The sequence below is a fragment of the Streptomyces sp. WAC05374 genome, from assembly GCF_004353505.1.
GTDB lineage: Bacteria > Actinomycetota > Actinomycetes > Streptomycetales > Streptomycetaceae > Streptomyces.
Genome location: NZ_SMNQ01000001.1, coordinates 814,095 through 831,816, shown reverse-complemented (window position 1 = coordinate 831,816; position 17,722 = coordinate 814,095). Strand labels below are relative to the sequence as shown.

Genomic DNA, 17,722 nt, shown 5'->3' with positions numbered 1-17,722 from the left:
CCCTGTGACCATGTCCGAAGAACAGCTCCGCGAGCCGGAGCCCAGCGCCGACCCGGTCGCCTACCTGGGGCTTCTGGCACGCGGGGCGGCCGTCGAGGCGTACGACCGGCCCGTGCTGCTCGCCCGCGCGAACGGCGCGGGGCCCGACGCGCTCGCCGCGCTCGAGCACGCCAAGCAGCTCGCGCTGCGCGTCCGCGCGGAGCTGGAGGGCCGCAGGCGCCGCGAGGCCGAGCTGTCCGCGCTCTTCGAGACCGCGCACGACCTGGCAGGCCTGCGCGACCTCGACGCGGTGCTCCGCGCCATCGTGCAGCGCGCCCGGTCCCTGCTCGGCACCGAGGTCGCGTATCTGAGCCTCAACGACCCGGCCGCCGGCGACACCTACATGCGGGTCACCGAGGGGTCCGTCTCGGCGCGCTTCCAGCAACTGCGCCTGGGCATGGGGGAGGGGCTCGGCGGACTCGTCGCCCAGACCGCCCGGCCCTATGTGACGGAGAGCTACTTCGACGACGAGCGGTTCCGGCACACCCGCGCCATCGACTCCGGCGTACGGGACGAGGGCCTGGTGGCGATCCTCGGCGTGCCCCTCATGCTCGGCAGCCAGGTGATCGGCGTGCTCTTCGCCGCCGACCGGCGCGCCCGCGTCTTCGAACGCGAACAGGTCGCGCTGCTCGGCTCGTTCGCCGCGCACGCGGCCGTCGCCATCGACACCGCCAACCTGCTGGCGGAGACCCGGTCGGCGCTGGCCGAGCTGGAGCGGGCCAACGGCATCATCCGCGCCCACAGCGGCGTCATCGAGCGGGCCTCGGACGTGCACGACCGGCTGACCGAGCTCGTCCTGCGCGGCGGTGGCGTCCACGACGTGGCGGCGGCCGTCTCGGAGGTCCTGGACGGCTCGGTGGAGTTCACGGAGGGGCCGCTGCCCTCCGAGTGCGTCGACGGCCACGCCACCCGCCGCGGCGACGACTGGGTGGCGGCCGTGTCGGCGGGCGGCGAGGTCCTCGGGGCGCTGGTACTGCACGGCCACCCGGGCCTCGACCCGGTCGACCAGCGGACCCTGGAGCGCGCCGCGATGGTCACCTCCCTGCTGCTGCTCGCCCGCCGCTCCGCCGGGGAGGCCGAACAGCGCGTGCGGGGGGAGCTGCTGGACGACCTGCTGGACGCGCCCGAGCGGGACCGGCGCCTGCTCAAGGAGCGCGCCGCCCGCCTCGGCACCGACTTCGACGCCCCGCACGTGGTGCTGGCCGCCCGCGTCGACCGGCCGGACCCGCCCACCGATCCGCACGCCCCCGCGCGCGACGGCACCCTCCCGCCGGCCGCCCAGCGCGAGGGCACCGAGCGGGACGGTGCCGACCGGCAGCGCCTGTGGTCCGCCGCCTCCCACCTCGCGGCCACCCGCCACGGCCTCGCCTCCGCCCGCGACGGCGGCACCGTGCTGCTGCTCCCGCTCGGCCCGGGCGACACCGCCGCCGACCTGGCCCGCCAGACCGCCAAACACCTCGGCGGCACCCTGCGCGACCCGGTCACCGTCGGCGCCTCCTCCCCGGTCGGCGCGCCCGCCGCCCACCCGGGCGCCATAGCCCCGGCGTACGCCGAGGCGCGCCGCTGCCTGGACGCCCTGCGCCTGCTCGGCCGCTCCGGCGAGGGCGCGGCCGCCTCCGACCTGGGCTTCCTGGGCCTGCTGCTCGCCGACACCCGGGACATCGCCGGCTTCGTGACCCGCACCATCGGCGAGGTCATCGCCTACGACCGGAGCCGCGGCACCGACCTGGTCCGCACCCTGGACGCGTACTTCGCCAGCGGCATGAGCCCGGTCCGTACGAAGGACGCACTGCACGTCCACGTCAACACGGTGGCCCAGCGCCTGGAGCGCGTCGGCCGGCTCCTCGGCCCCGACTGGCAGTCCCCGCCCCGGGCCCTGGAGATCCAGCTCGCCCTGCGCCTGCACTCCCTGTCGGCCGCGGTCGCACAGTGAGACGGCCGGCCGCCCCGCGCGGGGCGACCGGCCGTCCGGAGGGCCGACGGGCTCACCGCCCGGCCACGACCCGCTCCTCCTGCGTGTCGTCGGCGAGGTCCCGGTCGCGGGTCTCCCGGGCGCAGGCGATCGCGACCACCGTGAGCAGCGCGGCGGCGATGACGTACAGGGAGATCGGCGTCGAGCTGTCGTGCTCGGCCAGCAGCGCGGTCGCGATCAGCGGCGCCGGCGCACCGGCCGCCACCGAGGAGAACTGCGCGCCGATGGAGGCGCCCGAGTACCTCATCCTGGTCGCGAACATCTCGGAGAAGAACGCCGCCTGCGGCGCGTACATCGCCCCGTGCAGGATCAGCCCGACGGTCACGGCGAGCAGCAGGCTGCCGAAGCTTCCGCTGTCGATGAGGGCGAAGAACGGGAACATCCAGGCCCCGACACCGACCGCGCCGATCAGATAGACCGGCCGGCGCCCGATGCGGTCCGACAGCGCGCCCCACGCGGGGATCACCGCGAAGTGCACGGCGGAGGCGATGAGGACGGCGTTGAGCGCGGTCTGCTTGCTGAGCCCGGCCGACGTCGTGGCGTACACCAGGATGAACGCCGTGATGACGTAGTAGCTGATGTTCTCGGCCATCCGCGCGCCCATCGCGATCAGCACATCGCGCCAGTGGTACCGCAACACGGCGACCAGCGGCATCCGCTCCACCTGGTCCGTCTCCGCCTTCCGGGCCTCGGCCCGGGCGAGCGCGGCCTTGAAGACGGGCGACTCGTCGACGGACAGCCGGATCCACAGACCGACGATCACCAGGACACCCGACAGCAGGAACGGGATGCGCCACCCCCACGAGGTGAAGGCCTCCTCCGACAGCAGCGCGGTGAGCGCGGAGAGCACCCCGGTCGCCAGCAACTGCCCGGCCGGCGCCCCGGTCTGGGGCCACGACGCCCAGAATCCGCGCCGGCGCGCGTCCCCGTGCTCCGACACCAGCAGCACGGCCCCGCCCCATTCACCGCCGAGCGCGAACCCCTGCACCAGCCGCAACACGGTCAGCAGTACGGGCGCGGCCGTCCCGATGGTGGCGTGCGTCGGCAGCAGCCCGATGGCAAACGTCGCCCCGCCCATCAGCAGCAGGCTCAGCACCAGCAGTTTCTTCCGCCCGAGCCGGTCCCCGTAGTGCCCGAACACCAGCGCCCCGAGCGGCCGCGCGGCGAACCCGACGGCATACGTCAGGAACGACAGCAGGGTGCCCACGAGCGGGTCGGAGTCGGGGAAGAACAGCTTGTTGAAGACCAGCGCGGCGGCCGACCCGTAGAGGAAGAAGTCGTACCACTCGATGGTGGTCCCGATGAGACTCGCGGCGACGACGCGGCGGAGGTTCGCGGACTCGGGTGGAGCGGATGCAGCGGGGGCGGCCATGAACACCACTTCCGGACAGTTGGCGGGGACGTTTCCGATGTCGCCACACCGTAGGAAGCGGCAGGTCAGGGGCGTATGTGGCGGGGCACCATAGTTCCGGGGACGGGTGTGCGCCGGGCCACCATGAGAGCGCTGCCGGGGCCTCCACACCTGCCTCGTCGAGGTTACGGAGAAGGCTGTCCGAGTGGGCGGCCCGGATGTGAGCCCGGGCGGGCGCCGGATTCGGTGGCCGTCTACGTGGTTTCCCCGATGTCCCGCGGCGAACCGGGGCGCGAGGATGCGGGCGGACGGGCTTCCTGGGGCGGGGCGGAGCGGAGGGACCACGTGGTGGGCTGGATCGTCTTTTTCGCCGTCATACTGGCGCCGTCCCTGATCGGACTGGCCTTCGCGGTCCGTGCCGCCCGGCGGGTCGGCAGGGCGGAGCGGGCGATGCGTGCCCTGGCCGCTCGTCCTGGCTGGCGGCTGGTCGAGCGCGACGAGGGCGGGGCGCGGTGGGCCGGGTACGCGGTCCACTTCCCCTGGCTGCTGCGGGCGCGGGACGGGACAGCCGTGGCCGGTCCGCTCGGCGAGCACCGGGTCACCGTCGGCAGGTTCGTGGAGAACCTGACGAGCAAGACCGACGCCCACTGGCTGGTCGTCGTGTTCGACGTACCGGGCAGCCGACCGCACCTGCGGCTGGAGCGCGGCTGGAGTGCGGCGGAGCTCGGGCTCACCTTCCCCCTGGACGCGCCGTACCTGCCGATGAGCGAGGACCGTGCGGGGACGACGGAGCGGTTCTACGCGTCGGAGCTGCCGGAGCGCCTGGTACGGCTCGCCGGACCGGCGGTCTCGGTGACGAAGGACGGGGTCTGCTTCGTCCACCACCCGCTGCCGCACGTGGTGGACATGGACCGGCTGCTGGAGGGACTGGCCGGGATGCTTCCGGACCTCCTCGCGCTCGCCGGGGACGGCGCCCCGGACGCATGAGCGGGACGCCGGGAGCCGGCCGACGGTGCGGCGCCGGTCAGAGGGTGGGGAAGACGGCCGTGAAGAACAGCCACAGCAGGACCGCCCAGAAGAGCGCCGCGGCCAGGGACACGAGCAGGGAGCTGCGCCACTTCAGTACCAGGAACGGGAAGAGCACCAGGGCCGCCCAGTGCCCCGCCACGTCGATGGACAGGCGGGCGGCCTCGTGCAGGGTCCCGGCGCGCCCGGAGGCGATACGGCGGAGCAGCCGCTGGGAGACGAAGCCGTACAGTCCGAAGACGATCGGGAAGAACCACAGAGGTGTGAGCGTGACCAGCTCGGACTCGGAGAGCGAGTCGAACATGACCATGTAGACGAGTCCGGCCCCCGCGAGGCCGGCTATGAGCGCGATCATGTAGAGGGCGGTCAGCGCCATCGGCTCGGTGGCACCGGCCGGCAGGGGCACGGGCGAGGCATAGGGAACATCGCTCCCCGGGACCCGGACCACACGGTGACAGTGGGGGCAGCGGGCGTCCTGCCCCGCCCGGTCGGCCGGAGCCGAGATCAGATGCCCGCAGGAGGCATGGAATTCCATCTGCTGACCCGGGTTCATGCGTTTCCCTTCCTGTACCGCTGGAGGAGTGATCATCGCAGCGGTGACGGGGCCGCGCCATCGGGGAAAGCACGCAGTGACGCACGTACCGTCCGGCGCTCGCCCCGTGCGGTGGCGGCTGAGGCGCCGTGACGCGACGGGGCGCCGCCGCACGGCTCAGGCGGTGGCGTCCTCGAACTGGCCCAGGTACTGGAAGCGGCCGCCCGATGCCCGGAAGAGGTACATCGCCTTGGTGGCGTAGCCGGTGCTCGAGCCCGTGTAGCGCAGCCGCTTGGTGATGCCCCGGTAGTCGGTCTCCCGCAACCGCGCCACGAGCGGGCCCCGTTCGGTGAGGGAGGCGCCCAGCGCCGTCAGCGCGCGGGCCACGAAGAGCGTCGCGTCGTAGGCCTCCGCGGAGTACCAGGGCGGGGCGGTGCCGAAGCGGTGGCGGTAGGCGGCGACGAAGGACCGCGCGGCCGTCACCCGGGTCGGATCGAGGAAGGCGGTGGCGAAGACCCAGCTCTCGGCGGCGTCCCCGGCCATGGTGAAGAAACGCGGGTCGAGCGCGCGTTGGGTGGCCAGTCGGGCGCCGGAGTAGCCGGCCGCGCGCAGCGCTCGCGCCAGTTTCGCCGCACGGGCGAAGCCTCCGGCGAACAGCACCGCGTCCGCCTTCCGGCCGGTCACCGACGAGGCCAGCGCACGGAAGTCGTCCCTCGAGTCGTCCTCGGCGGCGAGGGTGAGCCGGGTCGTGACGCGCCGTCCGGACGCGAGTGCCTGGGCGACGTCCGCGCAGAGCTCCCAGCCGAAGTCGCCCTCGGCCGCGTCGTCGATCAGCACCGTCGCGCGCGTGCGGACGGTGCGGACGAGGTGGGCGACCAGGGGTGCCGCCAAGCCGCGGTCGGGGGGCCGGGTGGCCGCGTACGTCCGGTACCTCCCGGCGGACACCCCGTCGAGCCCGACCGACACGCAGACCATGGGCAGCAGCGCTGCCCGGTACTGCTCGAGGACGGCCTCGGCACAGGCGTCGGTGGTCGGCCCGATCACCGCGCCGATCCGGTCGTCGGCCGACAACCGCCGCGCGATCCGCTGTGCCCGGGTGGTGTCGCCCGCGTCGTCGTGCACCTGGAGGGCGAGGTCGAAGCCCCGGCCCGTCCGGGAGTTGACGTGGTCGACGGCGAGCCGGACACCGTTCTGCTGCGCCAGGCCGGCCGCCCTCCGGTCCCCCGACAGGTCGGCGTGCAGGGCGACCACCCGCCGCGGAAGCCGTGTCCCGCCGCCTCGGCCCGCCGCGCGGCCGGGGCGACCCGCGCTCCACCAGGTGGCCCCGGCGCCCGCCGCCACCCCGGCGGACGAGCCCAGCACCAGCAGGCGGCGCCGTGTGACGCCCCGCGGCCGTTCCCGCGAGTCCGGCACCGTGTCGGTGCCTCCTGGCGCGCCGGTCACCTCGGTCGCCTCGACCGCGGGCAGCGCGAGGACGGCGGCCGAACGGCGTGCGATCAACCGGGTGAGCGACTCCGGCAGCCAGCCCCCCGCCCCCTCGTCCGCACGCTCCAGAGCCGCCCGGACCCCGGCCGCGGTGGGGCGGGCGCCGGGCTCCTTCGCCAGGCAGTCCCGCAGCAGCGGCAGCAACGGCGCCGGTACGGCGTCCAGGTCCGCCTCCTCGTGAACCGTACGCACCAGCACCTCGGCCGCCGAGCCCCACCCGAAGGGGCGTTCGCCCGTCACCGCGTACGCCAGCAGACAGCCGAGCGAGAAGACGTCGCAGGCCGGCCCGATCTCCCGGCCCCGCCCCTGGGCCTGTTCGGGGGAGAGGAACCCGGGGGAGCCGACCACCATCCCGCTCGCGGTGAGCGCGGTGTCCTCCGGCGGCCGGGCGATCCCGAAATCGATCATCCGCGGCCCGTCGACCGCGAGCAGCACATTGGCGGGCTTGACGTCCCGGTGCACCAGCCCCGCCCCGTGCACCGCCTCCAGCGCCTCGGCCAGCCGCGCGCCCAGGACGCGGGCGCTCCGGTACGGCAGGGGGCCGCACTCCTCCACGGCCTCCGCGAGGGAGGGCCCCGGCACGAACTCCGTGGCCAGCCACGGCGACTCCGCGTCGGGGTCCGCGTCGAGAAGAGGCACGACCCAGGGGCTCACCACCCGGCTCCCCGTCTCCACCTCGCGGCGGAAGCGGGCCCGGAAGCCCGGGTCGTCCGCGTGCGCGGCGCGGATGACCTTCACCGCGGTGAGCGAACCTCCCGCCGAACGGGCCAGGTAGACCACGCCCATGCCGCCCGCGCCGAGGCGGCGCAGCAGCCGGTGACCCGCGATCCTGGCCGGGTCGGCTCCGCGCAACGGCTCCATCAACGCCCCATCAGGTGGCCACCTGGTACGGCGCGGGGCCCTGGTACGCGAACCGGCCGCCCTCGACCTTCCACAGGTGGACCCCGCTGCCGTCGGCCACCAGCGCCCCGGTGTCCTTGGCGAAGGCGAGGTTGCGGGCGATGCCCCGGTGCGACCCCGACCGCAGTGCCGTCGTCAGAGCCTGCCGGGTGCGGCGCCCGGCGCTCAGTGACCGCAGCGTCTTCACCGCGTACTGCGCCACGTCGTACGTCTCCACGGCGTACCGCTCCGGCTCCGCGCCGAAGAGCTCGCGGTGGGCGGCCCGGAACGCCTTCGCCCCGGGTGCCACGGTCGCGTCCATGGCCGGGGCGACGATCACCCAGCCGTCGGCCGCGTCCCCCGCGGCGGACAGGAACCGGGCGTCGAGCACCCCTTGGGCGGCGGCCCTGGCACCGGGGAAGCCACGGCGGTGCAGCTCCCGGGCCAGCAGCGCGGCCCGCTCGTGATAGCCGGCGAAGACCACCGAGTCGGCGCCCCCGTCCAGCAGGGCGTCCAGGATCGGCCCGAAATCGGTGCGCAGGGCGCTGACCACCTTGGGCACGGCAGGCAGGGGGACCTTGCGAAGGACGGCCGCGAGGGTGCTGCTGATCTCCCAGGCGTGGGCGTCCGCCGCCCGGTCGTCGACGATCCCGACCGTGCGCGACTTCGCCGTCCCGCGCAGGTGGACGTCCAGATAGAGGGACAGCAGCGTGTCCGTCACCCGGGTGTGCAGGAAGGACCGGCTGCCCATCACCTGCAGTGCGGTGGCGCCGGGCGTCACCGCGATCAGCGGCAGTGACGCGGCGTCGTACGCCGCCAGTGAGGCCAGGGCGGTGGCGTCCGTGGTCGGCCCGATCACCGCCAGCACGGAACGGTCGGCGACGAGTTGTCCGGCCGCCTCGGCTGCCCGGGCCGGATCGCCACCGTCGTCCACCGCCTTCACCACGAGGGTGAAGGGCTTGTCCGCACGGGCGTTGAACTCGTGGACCGCCAGCCGCAGCCCGCGTTCCTGGGCGCGGCCGACGGCACCCTGATGGCCCGTCAGATCTGCGTGCAGGCCGAGGGTGTGCACCGGGCCGGCGTCGCCCTCCCCGCCGCCGTCCCGGTCGAGCGCCGCCCACGCCGCCAGTCCGCCCCCCGCCGCGACGGCCGCCGCGCCCCCGGTCAGCAGCAGGAACCGGCGTCTGCCGACGGTACGGGCCGCGGGCCGCGCGGCCGCGGTGCCCGGCGGGGCGGTGCCGGGCGGGGCGGTACCGGCGGACGCGGGGTCGACCTCCGTCTCGTCGACGGCGGGCAGGGCGAGCCCGGCCGCCGAGCGCTCGGCGATCAGCCGTACCAACGGTTCGGGCAACCAGGCGTCGTCCGCGGGCAGTCGCCCGTCGGCCGCCTGCTCGCGCTCACCGCCACAGACCCCGTCCGGCGCGCCACCGGTGTCCGGCGCGTCCGTGACCGGCACGTCCGCGTCGTGCACGTCCGCGCCCGGCACGTCCGTGACCGGCACGTCCGCGTCCGGCGCGTCGGTGTCGCGCGGGGGCGCGGGATGACGCACCGCCCGCAGCGCCTCCCGTGGGTCGGGTGGGGTCGCGTACGCGGCGCCGTCGAGCGTCGCCGACAGCGCTTCCGCCGTGGGCCGCCGCCGCGGGTCCTTCTCCAGGCAGCCGCGCACCACCTCGCCGAGCGGTACGGGTACGCCCGCCAGGTCCGGGGCCTCGTGCACCGTGCGGTACAGCAGCGCGTCCAGCGACCCGGTGCCGAACGGAGGCCGGCCGGTGGCCGCGAAGGCCAGCACGCACCCGAGCGAGAAGATGTCGCCCGACGCGCTCAACTCCCCCGTGCCGTGCGCCTGTTCCGGTGGCAGGAAACCAGGGGTGCCGACCACCACGCCCGTCGAGGTGAGCCCGGTGTCCCGCGGATCGCGGGCCACACCGAAATCGATCAGCCGGGGCCCGTCGAGCGCCAGCAGCACATTGCCCGGCTTCACGTCCCGGTGCACGAGGCCCACGCCGTGCAGGTCCCCCAACGCCCGCGCGAGCCGAGCCCCCAGCACGCGCACACTCCGCAGGGGCAACGGCCCGTGGGCGGCGACGGCCTCACCGAGCGAGGGCCCCGGCACGAAGGCGGTGGCCAGCCAGGGCTGCGGCGCGTCCGGGTCCGCGTCGACGAGGGACGCCACCCAGGGGCTGGTCATCCGGCGGGCCGTCTCCGCCTCCCTGCGGAACCGTTCCCGGAAGCCGGCGTCCTCGGCGTACTCGGCCTGGATCACCTTCAGTGCCACCAGGGAGCCGCCGGCCGAGCGGGCCAGGTAGACCACGCCCATCCCGCCCGCGCCGAGTCGTCCGAGCAGCCGGTGGCCCGCCAGTACGGACGGGTCGGAGGTGCGCAGCGGGTCCATCACTTCCCCTTCAGGCGCTGCTGGACGCGCGCCAGCATCTGCCCCAGGGCGTCGGCGCCCCGTTGCTGGAGTTCCTGCTCGGTGTGGCCCTTCGCGCCCGTCACGGAGACGGCCACGACGACCGTGCCCAGCCGGGCGACCATCCACCGGTACGGCTGGGCGGCGCCGCCCTTCTCGACGTACAGCCCGGCCTCCAGCACGGAGTCGTCGGCGTGCTCCTGCTCCCGGGCGCCGAAGGGGGTGCCGAGCGAGTTCAGGCCGGTGATCAGGGCGTCGGCCCGGGGGCGCTGCTCCGGGCAGCGCAGGACCTCCTCCAGCGTGGTGCTGAGTTGTTCGTCCGCGCCGAGGGCGGAGGCGTGCACGGTGGCCGCGGCGGTCACCTTGACGGCGCCCCGGGAGCCGTCGGCGGGCAGCACGCTGTAGCGGGACAGAGCGGCCAGTACTCCCCGCGGGGCCTGCTCCCGCCCCCAGCGGCAGCCGTCGTCCAGCACGGCCCACGTGCCGGGCCGGCTCACGGCCGGATCCTGGGCGACGAAGCCCCGCCCCCAGTCGCCCGGAGCCGGCACCACCGACTCCACCAGTCTCTGACCGTCCTCAGCCGTTCTGGGAACGAGGGACGCGTCGGGTGTGAAGACGGGGGCGGCGGTCGACCCGCCCGGCGGGGACACCGCGGCGCGCGGCGAGGCGGTGTGCGCGGACGCCCCGGCCCGCCGCGGGGACCCGCCGTCCGCCGCCTGAGCCGAACACCCCGCCAGCAGAGCCCCCGTCACCAGGACCGCCACCCAACTGCTGCCCGCACCACCGGTGTTGCCTCTCACGCAGTCCCCTCTGCACCGCTCGAGCCGTCCGACCGGTCGAACGTAGACGGCGGCGGGGGGTGGCGGCCTCGGGGGAATTACGTAATCGACTACGGGTTCCGCCCGGTCGCGGGGTGTGCGGTGCGGAGGCGGCGGGAAGGACGCGGTCCACCGGTACCGCTCACGGCCCGGCTCCCAGTCCGACGCGGGTCATGAGCCCGGCGAGGGCCGCGCGGGACGGCACCGACGCCTTGCGGTAGATCGAGGACAGGTGGGCCTCGACGGTGCGCCGGCTGAGGTGGAGCCGGGCGGCGATGTCCTGGTTGCTCAGCCCCTGCCCCACCAGCCCGGCCACCTCCAGCTCACGAGCGGTCAGCTCCGCGAGCTGCGCCGGGAGCTCCGGTGTCCCGGCCATCACCAGCGGGCGGATCAGTTCGGCGAGGTCCACCAGCAGGCGTGCGCCGCCGCCGTCGGCGATGCGGTGGGCCCGGTGCCACATGGCGGCGGCGCGTGCCCCCTGCCCGGTGCGGTGCACCAGGGGCGCCGCCCGGAGCAGGGAGTACGCCTCCCACAGGGTCTGGCCGCAGCGGACGTACTCCTGGGCCGCCGCGTCGAGGAGCCGTACCGCCTCGGCCGTCTCGCCGCGGTGCTCGGCCAGGGTGGCCCGGGCGCGCAGGGCGGCCGCCCGCTGGCCGTCGAGGCCGAGCCGGTCGGCCTCGCGGGTGGCCTGGGCGGCCCAGCGGCCGGCCGCCTCGACGTCCCCGGCGCCGAGTGCCGCGGCGGCGAGGCTGTCGAGCTGGCCCGGACGGATCGACGGCTGGAGCAGGGGCAGTCCGGGGCCGCCGCCCGCCGCCGTGATGGCCTCCTGGGCGCGATGCGGGTCGCCGCCGACGAAGGCCGCGTGCCCGAGCATGCACCAGGCCAGCGACGACCACCAGCCCCTGCTGCGGCCGGCCGCCGCGGTGGCCTCCTCGCCGGTGGTCAGGGCGCTGGTGTCGCCGAGTGGCCGGGCCACCAACAGCACCAGCGTCTTGATGGCCAGGGTGAAGCCCAGGAGGTCGTCGCTGCCCGCGGCCCGGGCGACGGACTCCGCCTCCTCGGCGGCCTCCAGCGCGGACGGCAGGCGGCACGTGGTGAGGTGGACGAAGGCGCGGCTCGTCAACAGGTGGGGCAGGACGTGGAGCTGTCCGGTGCGACGGGCGATGCCCAGCCCCCGGGTGATGTGCCGCTCGGCGTCCGCGTAGCGCTCGAGCAGGGTCTCCGCCCAGGCCAGCCAGACCAGGGCCTCGCACAGACCGGCGAGGCCGGGATCGGTCAGCGCGTCGGCGAGGGACGCGGCGGAGTCGGCGAACCCGGCCGCCGCCTCCGTCTCTCCCTCGTACGCCTCGCCCAGGGCCGCGAGCGCGAGCGCCGCCGCCTCACCGGTGGGATCGTCGTCGGCGCGGGCGACGGCGACGGCCCGCGCGACGTCCGCGCGGGCCTGCGGGTAGGACGCGGTCAGCAGGGCGGACATGCCGAGGGCAAGGCGCAGGGAGACCGCCTGGGCGGGGGAGGGGCCGGGATCGCGGGACAGTTCCCGGCGCAGCAGGGCGGTGGCCTCGGGGGAGTGGCCGAGGTGCCGCTCCATCACGGCGCACTGGGCGACGGCACTCGTCCGCAGTTCCGGATGGTCCTTGCCGGCGGTCTCGATCAGGGTGTGCAGCAGGTCCCGGCTCTCACGGAGGTGCCCGCTGACGCCGAGCGCGCGGGCGCGTGCCAGCACCAGCTCGCCGCGCTGTGCGAAACGGTCGGCAGTGTCCGGCATATGGGTCAGGACGACGTCCAGCAGATGGGCGGCGGTGGCCGGAGCGGTGGACGCGAAGCGTGCTGCCGCCTCGATCAGCACCTCCGCCGCCGGGGCGTCCCAGGTGGTCAGCGCCCGTGCGACGTGGCCGGCCCGCTCGGTGACGGGAGCGCCGCGCCGGGCCAGCTCCACCGCCGCGCGGCGGTGGAGTCCGGCCCGCCGCCCCGGCGCGGTCCGCTCGTGGACCAGGGCCCGTACCAGCGGATGGCGCAGCGTCCACCGGCCGCCCGGCCCGGCCCGCAGCACATCGCGCGCCACCAGGGCCTCGGTCTCCTGCTCCACCTCCTGTACGGATCGCTCGCCCACCGCGGCCAGCAGTGCGGAGGAGGCGTGGTCGCCGAGCGCGGCCACCGCCTCGACGAGCCGGTGCTGCGATGCGGTGAGCGAGCCGAGCTCGTCGAGCAGCAGCGCGGCGAGCCCGGACGGTACTCCGGCCGCGTACCCGGCGCCCGTGGCGTCGGCGGGGGTGCCCGGGGTGAGGCCCGGCAGCGACGCCCCGGTGCGGTGGGCGTGTCCGAGCGCCAGCAGGTACAGGGGGTTGCCCTCGCTGGCCGCGTGCAGCCGCCTGGCCTGGTCCTCGCCGATGCCGGGCGCCAGCGCCAGGACGGACTCCCGCTCGGTGAGCGGCGCCAGGGCGAGGTGGAGCACGGTCCCGCTGTCCGCGCCGCGCGTCAGCGCCGCGGTCAGGGAGGTCGGCGTCTGCCGGACGCGCCGGGCCACCACCAGCAGGACGCGTCCGCGCGGGGGGTGCCGGACCAGATGATCCACGAGTTCGCGCGACGCGGGGTCCGCCCAGTGCACGTCGTCCAGGGCCAGCACCAGACCGTGCTCGCCGAGCCGGGTCAGGAACGCCGCGATCGCACGATGCGGCCCGAACCGGGCGGCGGCGCTCCCGACGGAGCCGTCGCCGGGGCCGTGCCGGACGCCCCGTACCACCGACCGCACCTCGGCGAGGGCGTCTTCCGCGCCGGGTCCGGCGTCGGCGAAGGCGTCCGTGAAGAGCTGGTAGGGAACGTGCTGTTCGTACTCGGTGGCCCGTCCGCGCAGTACGGTGACCCCGGCGCGGCGGGCCCGCGCGCACACCTCGTCGAGCAACCTGCTCTTGCCGATGCCCGGTTCGCCGACGACGTCGACGACTTCCGGCGATCCGGAACGGCCCAGGCCCGCGAGGAGGGCATCCAGTTGTTCGAGCTCCGCCGACCTGCCCACCAGTCCCGCCACGTTCCCGTCCCCCGATGTGATCGCTCACCTGCGTCGATCCTCGTCCCCCGACAGGTCACCCTACGGGGCGGTGCCGTGCCCCTCCAGGCGGTGACGGGGGCGCGGGCCGGCCGCCCCGTGGGCGCCGCACGAGGTGGTGGACGGCGCAGGCGGCGGGGCAGCGGTGACGCGCGGAACGTCAGGACCGCCGCGGGCGGTGGGAGGCAGGCGCCAAGGAACCGGGCGACCGGGTCGCACGCCCTGTGACGGGAGCTCGTGGCCCCACCGGACGGCCCGCCCGCGGGGCCGTCCGGGCGGGCCGGTGATCAGGTGGCGGGGGTGGATGCCGCCCTCGTCAGGGACGGCTCGTCAGGTAGCCGCCCATGGCGGTGAAGTACTCGGTCGCGGGCAGTTCGCGGCCGTCCTCCGTCCGTACCCGGGTGATGGCCAGGCCGTGGTTGCGGCCCGTACGGGCATCGGCGCCGGCGACGATGACCACGCCGTCGCCCTCGCGGTAGAAGATCCGGCCCGGGGTGCCGCCGTAGCGCCCCTCGGAGACGACGGCGGAGAGGATCTCGAGCCGCTTGCCCTTGTGGAAGGTGAAGGCGGCCGGGTAGGGGGCCGACTGGGCGCGGACCAGGCGCTCCAGGACGTCGGCGGGCCAGTCCCAGTTGATGCGGATGTCCTCCTCTGACCGCTTGTGGAAGAAGCTGGCCTGGGAGCGGTCCTGCTTGGTGAACTCGGTCTCGCCGGCCGCGATCCGGGCGAGGGCGCCGATCGTCACGGGGGCGATCAGGTCGACCGTCTTGTGGAAGAGGTCCGTGGCCGTGTCGGTGGGTTCCACCGTCACGGCGCGCTGGTCCACGATGTCGCCCGCGTCGAGCACCTCGTCCATCATGTGCGCGGTGACGCCGACTTCCCGCTCGCCGTTGATGAGGGCCCAGATCAGCGGGGAGAAGCCCGCGTACTTGGGCAGCAGCGAGTCGTGGACGTTGAGGGTGCCGTGGCGCGGCAGGGTGTAGATGCGCGGCGGTATCCAGGTGCGCCAGTTGTTGGCCACGATGATGTCCGGGTCGGCCTCCTTGAGGCGCTGGAACAACTCGTCGTCGTCCGGCCGGTTGCGGATGACCACGGGGACGCCGTGCGCCTCGGCGAGGTCGGCGACGGAGTCGCTCCAGATCTTCTCGTAGGCGTGGTCGCTCTTGGGGTGCGTCACGACCAGCACGACGTCGTGTTCGGAGTCCAGGAGCGCTTGCAGGGTGCGATGGCCCCAGGTCTGATAACCGAACATGACGACCCGCATAGGGGTTCCTCCTCAGAAGAGTGCGTGACCGGATCAGTAAAGCAAGCCTTACCTAAGGCTGCAACAAGCCCCAATTCCAGGCCGGTTGACCTCCATGAATGAGGGTGTTGCCCGCTTTGTCCCGTCGACAGGTCGGCTGGATCAGGTTAGCGTTACCTAAGTTCCGATCGGCTGCCGGTCACCGGCGTGCCTGGACTCCCCGTTTTCCCCCACGCCCGGCAGCACGCTGACGGGCGGCTTGCCCGCACGAATGGGAGTGACATGTCACAGGCTCTTCCTGGCGACGCACCACTGATCCACGACCTGATTGGCATCGGCTTCGGGCCGTCCAACGTGGCCATGGCGATCGCGCTGAGCGAGCACAACGCGCGCGTCGGAAGGCAGGAGGCGGTCACCGCCCACTTCTTCGAGCAGCAGCCCAGCTTCGGCTGGCACCGCGGCATGCTCATCGACGACGCGACCATGCAGGTGTCCTTCCTCAAGGACCTGGTCACGCTGCGGAATCCGAGCAGCGAGTACAGCTTCCTCTGCTACCTGCAGAGCAAGGGCCGCCTGATCGACTTCGTCAACCACAAGAACCTCTTCCCGCTGCGCGTGGAGTTCCACGACTACTTCGAGTGGGCCGCGGCGAAGGTCGACGACATGGTCTCGTACGGCCACCAGGTCATCGCCGTCGAACCCGTCGTGCGTGACGGTGTGGTGGAGTACCTCGACGTGACGGCCCGCTCGGGCGCCGAGGTGGTCGTCCACCGCGCCCGCAACCTCGTCATCGGCACCGGACTGCGCCCGCTCATGCCGGAGGGCATCGAGCGCACCGACCGGGTCTGGCACAACTCCGACCTCCTCGCGAAGGTCGACGGCCTGGAGGGGACCGACCCGTCCCGCTTCGTCGTCGTCGGCGCCGGCCAGAGCGCCGCCGAGAACGTCGCCTACCTGCACCGGCGCTTCCCCGAGGCGGAGATCTGCGCCGTCTTCTCCCGTTACGGGTACAGCCCCGCCGACGACAGCAGCTTCGCCAACCGCATCTTCGACCCGGCCGCCGTCGACGAGTACTTCACGGCCCCCGAGGACATCAAGCGCAAGCTGATGGACTACCACGGCAACACCAACTACTCCGTGGTGGACATCGACCTCATCGACGACCTGTACCGGCAGGCGTACCAGGAGAAGGTCATGGGCGCCGAGCGCCTGCGCTTCCTCAACGTCTCGCGGCTCACGGGCGTCGAGGAGACCCGGGACGGCGTCCGTGCCACGGTCACGTCGCTGGTCACGGGCGAGGAGACCCCGCTGGACGCCGACGTCGTCGTGTGCGCCACCGGATACCGTCAGGCCGACGCGCTCGGTCTGCTCGGGGAGGTCGCCGACCGCTGCCACCGTGACGAGCAGGGGCGGGTGCGCGTCGAGCGCGACTACCGCATCGCGACCGACGCGGAACTGCGGTGCGGCATCTACCTCCAGGGAGGCACCGAGCACACCCACGGCATCACCTCCTCCCTGCTGTCCAACACCGCGATACGGGTGGGCGAAATACTGGGCTCGATCCTGGACCGCGACCTGAAGGCCGTGCCGGACGAGGCCCGGCCGGTCGCGGACGGGGTCGGCTCGCCCCGCTAGCGGCCCCGCAAGGAAGCCCGTTCCCGTCCGGACCGCCGGCAGCGCCGCATGCCCGGCGGTCCGGGCACGCACCGTGAAACCCCCGCGAAAGGAACAACCGTGTCCACTGGTACACGCCCCGCGCTGACGCGGCTCGCCAGAAGCATCCCCCGCGTGGCCGTCGCCACGGCCGCCGCTCTCGCCCTGGCCGCCTGCGGCGGCGGGGAGGGGGACAAGCCGGAGTCCAAGGCACCGGCCGGGGCCGGCGCCAAGAGCGCCGCCTTCCCGGTGACCGTGGAGCACAAGTACGGCAGCACGACGATCGACGCGGAGCCGAAGAAGATCGTCACCCTCGGTCTCTCCGACCAGGACGCGGTGCTGGCGCTGGGCGCCAAGCCGGTCGGCGCGGTGGACTGGTTCAAGGAGCAGCCGTACGGCAAGTGGGCCTGGGCCAAGGACAAGTGGGGCTCGACGCCGCCGCAGATCGTCGGCGAGCGCGACGAGTACAACGTCGAGAAGATCGCCGCCCTCAAGCCGGACCTGATCATCGCGCAGTACTCCGGCATGAAGAAGGAGCAGTACGACACCCTCTCCAAGATCGCCAAGGTGGTCGCCCAGCCCAAGGGCCACGAGGACTACCAGGCCCCGTGGCAGGACATGACCCGGCAGATCGGCAAGGCGCTCGGCAAGTCCGCCGAGACCGAGAAGCTCATCGCCGGCATCGACGCCCGGTTCAAGGCCGTGCGCGACAAGCACCCCGAGTGGAAGGGCAAGACGGTCGCCGTCGGCGAGCCCTACGAGCCGGGCAAGTTCTCGGCGTTCTCCCCGAAGGACCCGAAGGTCATCTTCCTGTCGGAGATGGGCTTCACGACCTCCGAGGCGTACCGCGGGGCCCTCGGCAAGGAGAACATCGCGGACCTGAGCGTCGAGCGCCTCGACGTCATGGAGGCCGACCGCACGGTGTGGCTGGGCACCCCGGACACCGAGAAGGCCATGAAGGCCGACCCGCTGTACAAGAAGACCAAGGTGCACCAGGAGAAGCGGGACCTGTTCCTGCCATACGACAGCCCGGACATCGGCGCCGCGCTCTCCTTCAACACGGTGCTGTCGATCCCGTACGCCATCGACCAGGTCGTCCCGATGCTCGAGGCCGTCAAGTAGGCCGTCCCGGCGAGAACACCGCCGGCTCCGTCCGGCCCCTCCACCCGCCCGGTCGCCGTCCCCGGCCCGGCGGGTGGAGCACGCGCCGCCGGACACCGGCGGACGTGACGGAACATCCGGGCCCCCGGGCCAGGCCCCGCACCGTCGCG

At 74.0% G+C, this 17,722-nt stretch carries 11 protein-coding genes; 4 read left to right on the top strand and 7 right to left on the bottom strand.

Going from position 1 to position 17,722, the window contains the following annotated elements; translation table 11 throughout:
* Window positions 1-10: 10 nt before the first annotated feature.
* On the top strand, window positions 11-1,972 hold the full coding sequence (locus tag E2B92_RS03690) for a helix-turn-helix domain-containing protein (RefSeq protein ID WP_126883350.1): 1,962 nt from the start codon (window positions 11-13) through the stop codon (window positions 1,970-1,972).
* Between the two features lie 52 nt (window positions 1,973-2,024).
* On the opposite strand, the gene E2B92_RS03685 is transcribed toward E2B92_RS03690, so the two are convergent.
* Window positions 2,025-3,383 (bottom strand): MFS transporter, encoded by a 1,359-nt coding sequence (locus E2B92_RS03685; protein ID WP_126883349.1) that lies wholly within the window; start codon window positions 3,381-3,383, stop codon window positions 2,025-2,027.
* Between the two features lie 327 nt (window positions 3,384-3,710).
* On the opposite strand from E2B92_RS03685, the gene E2B92_RS03680 reads away from it, so the two are divergent.
* Window positions 3,711-4,349 carry a hypothetical protein gene (locus tag E2B92_RS03680; RefSeq protein ID WP_126883348.1) on the top strand — a complete coding sequence of 213 codons (639 nt, stop codon included), beginning with the start codon at window positions 3,711-3,713 and terminating at the stop codon, window positions 4,347-4,349.
* A gap of 37 nt (window positions 4,350-4,386) precedes the next feature.
* On the opposite strand, the gene E2B92_RS03675 is transcribed toward E2B92_RS03680, so the two are convergent.
* The 6 genes from E2B92_RS03675 to E2B92_RS03650 form a co-directional block, all read right to left on the bottom strand.
* On the bottom strand, window positions 4,387-4,794 hold the full coding sequence (locus tag E2B92_RS03675) for a hypothetical protein (RefSeq protein WP_235023671.1): 408 nt from the start codon (window positions 4,792-4,794) through the stop codon (window positions 4,387-4,389).
* 303 nt (window positions 4,795-5,097) lie between these two features.
* On the bottom strand, window positions 5,098-7,266 hold the full coding sequence (locus E2B92_RS03670) for a bifunctional serine/threonine-protein kinase/ABC transporter substrate-binding protein (RefSeq protein WP_126883346.1): 2,169 nt from the start codon (window positions 7,264-7,266) through the stop codon (window positions 5,098-5,100).
* Between the two features lie 10 nt (window positions 7,267-7,276).
* Window positions 7,277-9,676: a bifunctional serine/threonine-protein kinase/ABC transporter substrate-binding protein gene (locus E2B92_RS03665; RefSeq protein WP_126883345.1), complete on the bottom strand. Its 2,400-nt coding sequence runs from the start codon at window positions 9,674-9,676 to the stop codon at window positions 7,277-7,279.
* Window positions 9,676-10,494: a hypothetical protein gene (locus E2B92_RS03660; protein WP_235023670.1), complete on the bottom strand. Its 819-nt coding sequence runs from the start codon at window positions 10,492-10,494 to the stop codon at window positions 9,676-9,678. The genes E2B92_RS03665 and E2B92_RS03660 overlap by 1 nt, the downstream gene beginning before the upstream one ends.
* 160 nt (window positions 10,495-10,654) lie before the next feature.
* Window positions 10,655-13,537, bottom strand: coding sequence for a helix-turn-helix transcriptional regulator (locus tag E2B92_RS03655; RefSeq protein ID WP_312846019.1), 2,883 nt, complete (start codon window positions 13,535-13,537; stop codon window positions 10,655-10,657).
* Window positions 13,538-13,871: 334 nt separating this feature from the next.
* Complete coding sequence (locus tag E2B92_RS03650; RefSeq protein WP_126883344.1) at window positions 13,872-14,819, bottom strand: methionyl-tRNA formyltransferase; 948 nt, start codon at window positions 14,817-14,819, stop codon at window positions 13,872-13,874.
* Between the two features lie 261 nt (window positions 14,820-15,080).
* Between E2B92_RS03650 and E2B92_RS03645 the strand changes: the two genes are divergently transcribed.
* Both E2B92_RS03645 and E2B92_RS03640 read left to right on the top strand, forming a co-directional pair.
* Complete coding sequence (locus E2B92_RS03645) at window positions 15,081-16,433, top strand: lysine N(6)-hydroxylase/L-ornithine N(5)-oxygenase family protein (RefSeq protein WP_126883343.1); 1,353 nt, start codon at window positions 15,081-15,083, stop codon at window positions 16,431-16,433.
* A gap of 99 nt (window positions 16,434-16,532) precedes the next feature.
* A complete protein-coding gene (locus tag E2B92_RS03640) occupies window positions 16,533-17,573 on the top strand; it encodes an iron-siderophore ABC transporter substrate-binding protein (RefSeq protein WP_200836910.1) in 1,041 nt (346 codons plus the stop codon).
* The last annotated feature ends 149 nt before the right edge of the window (window positions 17,574-17,722 follow it).